This is a genomic window from Lyngbya sp. CCY1209 (assembly GCF_035615495.1).
GTDB lineage: Bacteria > Cyanobacteriota > Cyanobacteriia > Cyanobacteriales > Microcoleaceae > Limnospira.
Genome location: NZ_JAJENU010000470.1, coordinates 1 through 9,959, shown reverse-complemented (window position 1 = coordinate 9,959; position 9,959 = coordinate 1). Strand labels below are relative to the sequence as shown.

The following is a 9,959-nucleotide window of genomic DNA, read 5'->3' as shown; positions in this document are numbered from 1 at the left end:
AGGGGGACTTTGAGAGGTCGGTGGGTTTGAGAAGCGATCGTATCCCCCTAAATCCCCCTTTGTAAGGGGGACTTTGATATCGGGTTTTTAAACTGGTGATATCAAATCCAGTTAAACACTCAGAAGCCACCTCCGGCTCCCCCCTTACAAAGGGGGGTTGGGGGGGATGGGACCGATTGCCGGTCCTCCCGATAGCTCTCAGAAGCCACCTCTGGCTCCCCCCTTACAAAGGGGGGCTGGGGGGGATGAAACGGCTCCCCCCTTACAAAGGGGGGCTGGGGGGGATGAACCCCAAAATCTCCTCACAAACCGCCTCAAACTCATGCAAAACCTGATGATTGGTAAAGCGAACAACCCGCAACCCGTACCCTTCCAAAACCTTGGTTCTTTCCCTATCATAAGCGATCGCATCCGGCGTAAAATGACTCTCCCCATCAACCTCGATCGCCAATTTCAACTTCGGGCAGTAAAAATCGACAATAAAATTATCAATCGGCTTCTGTCGCCAGATTTTCAGAGGAAAAGTTCTTAAAAACCCCCAAAGCTGTCGTTCCGCCGGCGTGGGATTTTTTCTCATTTCCTTGGCTTTATCCATCAATTTTGGATTGTAGGGTAAAAAGTATTTACCTTGTTTTAAGTCGGTCATTTTGATGGGTGAGTCGGGTGTCATCCCCCCCAGCCCCCCTTTGTAAGGGGGGAGAATTTAGGGAAAATCTTTTGCCAACGAAGAGGAGCTTCTTCAAGTCCCCCTTGCCAAGTCGCCTCAAAGTACCTTATATCATACCCCAGAACGCGATCGCTTTCGGGCGATCGGGAGAAGTTGCCACTGAGGAGATGGCTGAACTGGGAAATCTGTCCGCCGCCGACACGGAGCGATCGCTTCGTAGTCCAAACAGCCGATCGCCTCTTCCGACAGAGCCTTGCAGGGGTGAATGGTGCATTTCAACCGGTAGTCCCCCGTAAAAAACGCGCAGCGACTGCAAGGGATTTGATGCAGTTTTTTCAGGCGATCCAAACCCTCTTTGACGGCGACAATAATCGCCAAAATAAAACCCGTCAAAATCGCCGCGATCGCGATCGGACACAGGGGATGGACGGGCAAGCCGTTCGGGGAAGTCAACGCAGCTTCAGAAATCATCACTTTATCCCAAAAATTGTCAGTTTACGATTTCAAATCCAACAGTCCTTCGCGGCGGTTATAACCCGAATAACGGGATGAATGATTCCAAAAATTGACGATTTCGCCCGCTACAACTTTGGGGTTAAAATAGTGGAAGAAATAGCGCCCGTTCGGACATTGCCAGAGGCGATCGCCCTCCTTGAGCCAGAGCCACCACCCCTGCCAGGAATTCGGATCGATAATCACATCGTTCTCGCCCCGACCGATCATCACCGGAACCGGCACTCCGTCGGGAAAGAAATTGACCCGCCGATACAACGTATGGGGCGATAAAGAATGGTTTAAATCACGATCCAACATCCGAGCCAGTTTTTTCGTCACGGGGGTACATTGATAGCCGAATAAACTGTAAACGGTTTGAACTAAAAGCTGTTCCCGAGAGCAGGGGAGGAGTTGTCGTTGGACGTGATAGTGGGCCTGCCAATCGACGGCGGGATGGATGCCGACGGAAAGCAAAGTCAGCGATCGCACCCGTTCCGGATGTCGGCGAGAATACCACAATCCCAACAATCCGCTCATGCCGTGTCCGATCAAATGCAGGGGGCGATCGAAATGTTTTAAATAGTCGTGCAGCAAAGTCAACGCCTCATGAAAACACATCGGTTCGTCCTGACTGATACAATATTGATAGTGGGCGATCGCGCAGTGCCGGGAAAGGACTCTCAGGCACGGCAGATCCAATTCTTCGAGGGCCGGACTGACATTTAACCAAAGTGCATCGGGGGATGAAGTCATCAATTCTTTCCTGTTTTAAACGACGAGATTTATTTCCGATCAAACGGGTATCAGCTACCGGCAAAGCGCCGCAGCCTCACCCTTGGGAATTTGGGGCTTTTTTAAATCAAATTTAAGAGACGATGTTAATCATAAATTTCGACGGTTTTTTCGGAAGGTCGTGTTCCCCAGAAAAGAGGCGATCGCAGATCGGTGAAGCGGGGAAATATTGCCGGCAATCCTGACAGTGCCAGTACAAACCGTTGCGATCGATATGTTGGAGCAATTTTCCGGAACAACACGGACAATTCATAGGGCCTGTGGAGGAGTAGAGGACATCGGGACAAGGGAAAGATGAGTCGCCCGTCGAGATATCCGATCTCGACCTATTCACATCTCAAAATAATCGGACTTCGATGGGATTCAACGCCTTTTCGACGCGGCGGAAATCAAATTCCGCCCACAAACCACCCGGGCCGCGGCCCAAAATATAATCGAGGCGATGAACCGGGCATTGCCGGCCCGCCAGCCATATTTCACGGTTGGATTGTCGTAGGTTGGCATCGGTGCTACCAGGTCGTACATCTCCACAGCTTATTGCGACTAAAGTTCAATAACTGACTGAATTTATTCAAACATATTTTCAATAAAATAAAATTAAGTTTTGTTACAATCTCGGGTTCCGCCTTTAATTTTTGGGCTTTAACGCCCATCAAAAGGGCATTTCGACGATGTGGGCGGCGGGGGAGCTTCTCACTTAATTGACGCTTAGATGCAATAAGCGGATGGTTGCGATCGCGGATTTGAGTCGGCGATCGATAAGCGAGAGATTCGACCCGACGCACAATTGATATTCATTTTTAATGATTTCGGTGCCGAGGGCGAACTGTTGAAACGTTTGTGGGATCGGCTGCGACGTCCCGTCCCTAGGTCAGCCCGTCAACCCATCACGATCGCTACAGACATTCCCAATCCTCTTCCGAGATGATCGGACTGACAATATCGCCCAACGTCTGACCTTTTCCAGCAATTGAGGGGGGCGGCGCCGTTTGAGGGGCAACTGCGTCTCCTCCAAAACCGTCACGATGATCCGGGCCGATTCGACCTCCGGTTTCTCGCCGAGCCATTTCACCTGGCCATTTTCGTAGATCGCCTCGTAACTTTTGAGCATCGTCCTCCCCCCTAATCGAAAAAGGGGCGATCACGCGATCGCCCCTAATGTTCTTAACCTTTCAGAGAGTGGGCAGAGTCGGACTCGAACCGACATGACCGAAGCCGCCACATTTTGAGTGTGGTGCGTCTACCAATTTCGCCATCCGCCCAAATTGGCAACTTTATCATTATACACCATTTTCTTCCCGTGCAACAAGAAATTGTAATCCGGACTGCCGGCCCAGCGATCGATCTCCCGAGCCCGCAAAACCGGCAGGGGGTGGGTCAGTTGGGACGTCTGCGCCTGTTTGAGCAATTCCCCCAACTCGTCCCGGCTCATCTCGTCGTAGGCCTTCGCCTGCTCCAGGAACGCATCCAAATTCAGTTGCGGTGCCAGGGTGGGGGAACCGCCGGAAAGCTTCATGAGCACCGACATCACCACCCGGGGATCTTGGGTGGCCAGCAATGCGGCGCGATCGCAGGTGAACTCCGCACAGCGCACCCACTCCAAAATCTGGGCTTGCAGGGACTGCACCAACACCGCCCCCACCGTCGAGAGACTTCCGGCGGCCAATACCACCAGATTCGCCAACGTCAGGTAAACCCCGTGTTCGCACTTCAGGTGTCCCAACTCGTGGGCGATCACCGCCTGAATTTCCTCCGGCGTCAGCAAGTCGATCAAAGCAGTATGCAGGACGATAAAGGGCTGTTTCCCCCGCATCGCGAAGGTGTAGGCGTTGGGAACCGGGGACGATCGCACGTAAAGCTGCGGCGGTTCCAAATCGAGGGTTTTGCAGGCATCCAGGAGCAGCTCGTGGAGGTGGGGAAGCTGTCGCTCGCCGACCAAAACGCTCGACGCGATATTTTCCAAATAGAAAAACTGCTCTCCGAGGGAGCCGAGCAACTGCCGGACTATCAAATCCAAACCGGGCACTTGTTTCAAGGCGTTGGTCGCCTGCAAGTCCAGGGGGTGGCGGAATTGATCCGCTTTCAGACCAATCAGAGGAATTTGAGAAAAAGCCATAGCCGTCAAATCAAAAAGTGATGGAAGGAGTCGGGCGGGTTAGCGATACCTGGGGTCAGCCGCGGGAAGCTATCCCGCCCCCATCTTATTATTTGAGCAAAATTGACTCGTCTTTGCAGGCGGGAGTCGGTTCGGTTTCGCCCTGGGGGTCGATGCGCTCGATATTGGCGCCCAACTGTTTGAGCTTCACATCCAAGCGATCGTAACCGCGATCGATGTGTTGCAGGCCCTCGATGGTGCTTTCGCCCTCGGCCGCCAAGGCCGCGATCGCCAGGGCGGCGCCGGCCCGCAGATCCGTCGCCTTCACCGGCGCCCCGGAGAGGAAGGCGACGCCGCGGATCACGGCCGTATTGCCTTTCATGCGGATATCCGCCCCCATGCGGATCAACTCGGCGACGTGGTGCAGGCGGTTCTCGAACACCGTTTCCGTCAGCAGGCTATTGCCCTCGCTCAGGGTCAGCAGGGACATGAACGGCGCCTGCATATCCGTGGGAAAGCCGGGGTAGGGGAGGGTTTCGATGTCGGTCGCCAGACTTTGGGGGCCGGGGATGACGCGGACGGTGTTGTTTTCCTCCGGCACGATTTTTACTCCGGTTTTCCGCAATTTGGCGATCACCGCCGTCAGGTGGTCCGGGATGATGGACGCGACGCTCAACTCCGAGCGGGTGATGGCGGCGGCCAGCAGGAAGGTTCCGGCTTCGATGCGGTCGGGGATGATGGAATAGTCCGCCGAGTGCAGGCGATCGACGCCCGAGATGACCAGCTTTTTCGTCCCGGCACCCTTGATTTTCGCCCCCATCGCCCGACAGAAATTCGCCAGATCGACGACTTCCGGCTCCTGGGCCGCGTTGTCGATGATGGTTTCCCCGTCGGCCAGGGTCGCGGCCATCATCAGGGTTTCCGTGGCCCCGACGCTGGGGTAATCCAAATAAATTTTCGCCCCTTTCAGACGGCGATCGCTGCCGGTGAGGTAGGCGTGGACGATGCCGTGGTCGATGTGGACGTGGGCGCCCATCGCCCGCAACCCCTGAACGTGCAGGTCAACGGGTCGGGCGCCGATCGCGCATCCCCCCGGCAGGGGAACCTTGGCGATACCCAAACGGGCCAGCAAAGGGCCGATCACGAAGAAACTGGCCCGGAGCTGGCTCACCAACTCGTAGGGGGCTTGGGATTGGTTGATATCGCGGGCGTTGATCGCGATCGCATCGCCGTCCCGTTCCAGCTTCACCCCCAAGGCGGATAGAACCTGACCCATCCGGGCCACATCCACCAGGGACGGAACGTTGCGAATGCGACACTCTTCCGGACACAACAATGCCCCGGCCATCACGACCAAAGCGGCATTCTTGGCGCCGCCGACCGTGACCTGGCCTTGAAGTGAGGAACGGCCCACAACCTTGAGGATGGGCTGATTGCCATCGGATGCGGCAGAAGAATTGGACGAGCCGAGCGTGAGTGTAATGGGTCTACCCTCCACAATTGAGTTTACATTCGTTAATTTTTTTGTTCTGATTCTACCGGAAAGAATCCAGATGTCTAGGGGGACGGGGGTTAGATGCCGGAAACGCGGGGATGGAAATGCCGGGGGGGTCGCGATCGCAACCCTTTCCAGGGAATCGGTCATTTCACTCGGACCGGCCGCACTCCCCCCCCCTTTTTCAATTCCCCCCTAAAATCTAAGCATTAAAGACAGTCAAAGGTGAGGTTGAGATGGAAATCGGTGTCCCCAAAGAAGTCAAAGATCAGGAATTTCGGGTGGGATTGAGTCCGAGTAGCGTCCGAGTCTGCTGCGAAAAAGGCCATCAAGTGTTCGTGGAAACGGGGGCGGGTGCCGGCGCCGGATTCTCCGACGAGGATTACCTGCAAGCCGGAGCTAAAATTGTACCCGATGCCCGGGAGGTTTGGAGCCGCGAGTTGGTGGTGAAAGTCAAAGAACCCCTCCCTTCGGAATATCCCCTGATTCAAAAAGGGCAACTGTTATTTACTTACTTGCATCTAGCCGCGGATCGGGAGCTGACCGAACATCTCATCAACAGTGGCGTCAATGCGATCGCCTATGAAACGGTGGAACTGCCCGACGGACGGCTTCCCCTACTCACCCCCATGAGCATCATCGCCGGACGCCTGTCGATCCAGTTCGGCGCCCGGTTCCTGGAACGGCAACAGGGGGGGCGGGGAGTCCTCCTCGGCGGCGTCCCCGGCGTCCGCCCCGGCCAGGTGGCGATTTTGGGCGGCGGCGTCGTCGGCACGGAAGCGGCCCGCATCGCCATCGGCATGGGGGCGAAAGTGCAAATTGTCGAGATCAACGTGGACCGGCTCTCTTATTTGGAAACCCTGTTCGGATCGCGGGTCGAACTCCTCTACAGCAGTTCCGCCCAAATTGAACGGGTCGTCCCGGAAGCGGATCTGTTGGTCGGCGCCGTCCTGGTGCCGGGGAAACGGGCGCCCGTCTTGGTGTCCCGCGAATTGGTGGCCAAAATGCGCCCCCGCTCCGTACTCATCGATGTCGCCGTCGATCAGGGGGGTTGCATCGAAACCCTGCGCCCCACCTCCCACACCAACCCCACCTACGTCGAGGAGGGGGTCGTCCATTACGGCGTCCCGAATATGCCCGGAGCCGTCCCCTGGACGGGAACCCACGCCTTGAATAATAGCACCCTCCCCTATGTCCTGAAACTCGCCGATCGCGGCATCCGCGCCCTGGCTGAAAGCCCCCCCCTGGCCAAAGGCCTCAACGTCGAAAATCACCAACTCGTCCACCCCGCCGTCCGGGAAGTTTTTCCGGATTTGTAGGAGTATTGCGGGGTTGAGAATTGGGGACTTAACCGGTCGGGGTTGCCCCTGGATTTGGGAATGGCGTATTTTATGGCTGCAAGGACTTGGAGATACTGCATTGTTTGTTCTCGACGATCGCCAGACCTTCCTTGAGTGCCGTCAAGCGATCGCCCATCCAATAATTCCCCGGAATCAACCCGGCAATCCCCATCTTTTCCAAACGACTTTTCACCTTTCCAGTTGCCCCGACGACGATCACATTCCGTTCCGCATCGAGGGCTTCTTTGATGGCACTTTCGATCGCCAAAGAAGAAGTCACCCCCAGAACCGGCACTTCACTCAAATCGACGATCAGCACGTCATAGCTATTGATCGCCTGATGTTCTCTGGAAATCGCTTTCGCCACCCCAAAAATCATCGGACCACTCAAATGGAACAGCAACACCCGGCCGTTGGCCGCGTCCAAAATTTTCTTTTCATTCTCGTCGAGAACGATTTGATCGTCCGCATCCGTAATCGCCTTGACGGACTGAGATTGCAACTCATCCAGCCGTTCGATGGTCAAGATATTGGCGATAAATACACCCACCGCCACGGCCACCATCAAATCCACAAATACCGTTAGTAAGACCACGCCATAAACAATGCCCGCTGCCTTCCACGAAATTTTGTGAACCCGCTTTAAAAATCCCCAGTCAATAATATTGATCCCCACCTGTAAAACAATTGCCGCCAAAACCGATAGCGGAATGCCCGCAGTCAAAGGTGCCGCCCACAACACCACGATTAATAACACTAAAGCCCGACTGATTCCCGCCAAAGCCGTGCGTCCTCCGGCGTAAATACTCACCACCGTTGCCGTAGTCGCGCCCGAACCCGCAATGCCACCACATAACCCGGTAATTAAATTCGCCACCCCCTGACCGATCAATTCTTTGTTGGAGTTGTGTTCGTGTCGGGTGAGACTGTCCGAGACCAGACAAGTTAACAGACAGTCGATGGAACCCACCATCGCTAAAATCATGGCATTCACGAACATTAACCGCAAATCTTGTTGGGTAAATGTGGGTATTTGCAGTTGGGGAAGTCCGGGTTTGATTTCTCCGATGGTCGCAATCGTCCGAATGTCAACCCCACTGAAAATAACCAATGAAATGATCGTACCGATGACCAAAGCCACCAGTTGAGGGGGAACCACTTTTTTCAGGTTAGCCGGATAAAAGAATAGAATGGCGAGGGTCATTATTCCCAGGAGCATTTCCCAAGGATTGATATTGGCGATTAAATTGGGAAAATTCTTAATCACACCAATTACACCCCCCGCCGGGGTTTCTTGGCCCAGGAATGGGGCGATTTGTATGAAAATAAGAATCACGCCAATTCCGGTCATAAACCCGGAAATGACGTTGTAAGGAAGCATCGTAATATACTTCCCCAATTTCAAAACCCCGAATAACATTTGAAACACTCCCGCCAGCATGATCACGGTAAAAGCCATCGCCAAACCTTTTTCGGGATTGTTGGCGACTAATTCGGCAATGACTGCCGTGACAATTACCGTCATCGGGCCGGTGGGCTCGGAGATGAGGCTGGGAGTTCCGCCAAATAAGGAAGCGAAAAATCCAATTAATATCGCCCCCCATAAACCTGCAGAAGCCCCGGCACCGGAAGCGATTCCGAAAGCCAGTGCCATGGGTAAGGCGACCACGGCGGCGGTTAATCCACCAAAAATATCTCCTTTGAGATTGCGAAAATGTATGGTATTGGTAATCTGCATTAACTGCTCTCCTGAATTAGGTGATGACTCGGGAAAGGGGAGGAATAACTCGGGTCAATTGAGGTCAGATATAAATAATGACTGATTTTCGGATGTCCCAACTCACTGGGCTACTGCTTATAACCGGCTTGATTTCGGTCAATCAAGTCGCCGCCCAGAAATCGGGGGAGCTCCGTTCTTTAAATGGGTCGATTATCGACAGTGCCATCGCACCAGTGACGCTCAAAATTGTGCCAGGTCTTCCCCCGAAAACCGGTCATTACGGCTATAATAAATGAAGCGTAGAGTCCCATTTTCGGGACGACTCCGGCAATGATTGAAAATACGATCGCCTCTGGAATTAATGTACGTCCGACGACAGCCCCCGCCAGCCCGTCTGCGGTTCCCTTCGAGAACCCGCCCTGTCTCAACCTTCTGTTGTTCAATTTTCCTCTCAGAGCAACAGGGAGATTATACCCGATGGCGGAGTCCTTTGATGAGTGGGAAGGGGCGATCGCGGCTCCGGGAGTTGGGGGAGAAAAGAAATAGAAAATAACCAATAGTTATCATTTATTGATTGATAATTTCCAATGGTCGAGGATCAATTTTTCCCCATATTGCGTTTCAGTTCCTCCAATTCCTCGTCCATCTCCCACTGGCGGAACTGCTGTTCCAGGGGATCGGCCGCGGCGCCGAAACTGGCGTGGCCGGTCCCTTGGTTCCAGGCTTGGGTTTCCCAGGGTTGCCCGGTCTGAGCCTGTTGCGATCGCGCCGCTTGGACTTCCTGATATCGGGCTTTCACTTCTTTGCGCCGTTCCTGAATCTGGCGATATAATTCTTTCGACTGCTCGATCCGGCTTTTGACGCCCTGCATCTGTCCCCAGGCTTGGTTCCCCTGTCGCAGTAATGCGGCTTCCCGTTCCTGGGCGCCTTGGGCCAGGTCGGGGCGGTTGGCAGCCTGGGCTTTTCCAACCCATTTGTGCCACTTTTGGATATCTTGGGCGATCGTCAGAATATCTTCCTCCAATTTTTTTTCCTGGCGTTGCAGATCCGCGATCAATCGCAGGGTGTCTTCTTCCTGTTCCCGCAACTGCTCTTCGAGGGCTTGCAGTTCCAGGTGGGGATGTTCCCGCAGAAATTCCTCCAGGCGGGTTTCCAGAAAGCGGCTGAAATCTTCAAATATGCCCATGAGATTTGAGAATGGTGACTTGATCTATTTTACTGCTCAGTGAGAAGGGCAAGGGATATTCTCTGAGAAGGGTAAGCATATTCTCTCCGAAAGGCAAGCGCAGAGGCTTGCCTCTACGGTCATTTGATGATTAATTGATTGTGAATGGGGTTTCATGGGCAAGCGCAGA

9 protein-coding genes, 1 tRNA gene and 1 pseudogene are annotated in these 9,959 nt (G+C 54.2%); 1 reads left to right on the top strand and 10 read right to left on the bottom strand.

The features are described 5' to 3' along the window. Positions 1-262: 262 nt before the first annotated feature. The 7 genes and pseudogenes from LKE08_RS14955 to murA form a co-directional block, all read right to left on the bottom strand. Positions 263-646 (bottom strand): endonuclease domain-containing protein, encoded by a 384-nt coding sequence (locus LKE08_RS14955; RefSeq protein ID WP_324705038.1) that lies wholly within the window; start codon positions 644-646, stop codon positions 263-265. Positions 647-877: 231 nt separating this feature from the next. Further along, positions 878-1,135 (bottom strand): annotated as a pseudogene (locus LKE08_RS14950) (hypothetical protein); the annotation flags it as partial. Positions 1,136-1,162: 27 nt separating this feature from the next. Beyond that, the gene (locus LKE08_RS14945; RefSeq protein WP_324705036.1) at positions 1,163-1,915 is read right to left on the bottom strand and encodes an alpha/beta hydrolase; all 753 of its coding nucleotides are present in this window, start codon (positions 1,913-1,915) and stop codon (positions 1,163-1,165) included. Positions 1,916-2,825: 910 nt separating this feature from the next. Continuing rightward, positions 2,826-3,065, bottom strand: coding sequence for a hypothetical protein (locus LKE08_RS14940; RefSeq protein WP_324705035.1), 240 nt, complete (start codon positions 3,063-3,065; stop codon positions 2,826-2,828). Positions 3,066-3,134: 69 nt separating this feature from the next. Beyond that, positions 3,135-3,216, bottom strand: a tRNA-Leu gene (locus tag LKE08_RS14935). After that, a complete protein-coding gene (locus LKE08_RS14930) occupies positions 3,195-4,070 on the bottom strand; it encodes a M48 family metallopeptidase (RefSeq protein ID WP_324705034.1) in 876 nt (291 codons plus the stop codon). The genes LKE08_RS14935 and LKE08_RS14930 overlap by 22 nt, the downstream gene beginning before the upstream one ends. Positions 4,071-4,158: 88 nt before the next feature. Further along, positions 4,159-5,547: a UDP-N-acetylglucosamine 1-carboxyvinyltransferase gene (gene murA, locus LKE08_RS14925; protein ID WP_324705033.1), complete on the bottom strand. Its 1,389-nt coding sequence runs from the start codon at positions 5,545-5,547 to the stop codon at positions 4,159-4,161. Between the two features lie 233 nt (positions 5,548-5,780). On the opposite strand from murA, the gene ald reads away from it, so the two are divergent. Beyond that, complete coding sequence (gene ald, locus LKE08_RS14920; protein ID WP_324705032.1) at positions 5,781-6,863, top strand: alanine dehydrogenase; 1,083 nt, start codon at positions 5,781-5,783, stop codon at positions 6,861-6,863. 70 nt (positions 6,864-6,933) lie between these two features. Here ald and LKE08_RS14915 read toward each other — a convergent pair whose 3' ends face one another. From LKE08_RS14915 to LKE08_RS14905, 3 genes are all read right to left on the bottom strand, one after another. Beyond that, positions 6,934-8,622, bottom strand: a complete 1,689-nt coding sequence (locus LKE08_RS14915) for a SulP family inorganic anion transporter (protein ID WP_324705031.1) — start codon at positions 8,620-8,622, stop codon at positions 6,934-6,936. A 179-nt stretch (positions 8,623-8,801) separates the two neighbouring features. Next, entirely contained in the window at positions 8,802-9,032 is a 231-nt protein-coding gene (locus LKE08_RS14910) for a SulP family inorganic anion transporter (protein WP_324705039.1), read from the bottom strand. 170 nt (positions 9,033-9,202) lie between these two features. Then, a complete protein-coding gene (locus LKE08_RS14905; protein WP_324705030.1) occupies positions 9,203-9,790 on the bottom strand; it encodes a TIGR04376 family protein in 588 nt (195 codons plus the stop codon). Positions 9,791-9,959: the final 169 nt, after the last annotated feature.

Coding starts and splice junctions, on each gene's coding strand:
- ald (WP_324705032.1), top strand. CDS start 5,781: ATGGAAATCGGTGTCCCCAAAGAAGTCAAAGATCAGGAATTTCGGGTG.
- LKE08_RS14940 (WP_324705035.1), bottom strand. CDS start 3,065: ATGCTCAAAAGTTACGAGGCGATCTACGAAAATGGCCAGGTGAAATGG.
- LKE08_RS14955 (WP_324705038.1), bottom strand. CDS start 646: ATGACCGACTTAAAACAAGGTAAATACTTTTTACCCTACAATCCAAAA.
- LKE08_RS14905 (WP_324705030.1), bottom strand. CDS start 9,790: ATGGGCATATTTGAAGATTTCAGCCGCTTTCTGGAAACCCGCCTGGAG.
- LKE08_RS14945 (WP_324705036.1), bottom strand. CDS start 1,915: ATGACTTCATCCCCCGATGCACTTTGGTTAAATGTCAGTCCGGCCCTC.
- LKE08_RS14915 (WP_324705031.1), bottom strand. CDS start 8,622: ATGCAGATTACCAATACCATACATTTTCGCAATCTCAAAGGAGATATT.
- LKE08_RS14930 (WP_324705034.1), bottom strand. CDS start 4,070: ATGGCTTTTTCTCAAATTCCTCTGATTGGTCTGAAAGCGGATCAATTC.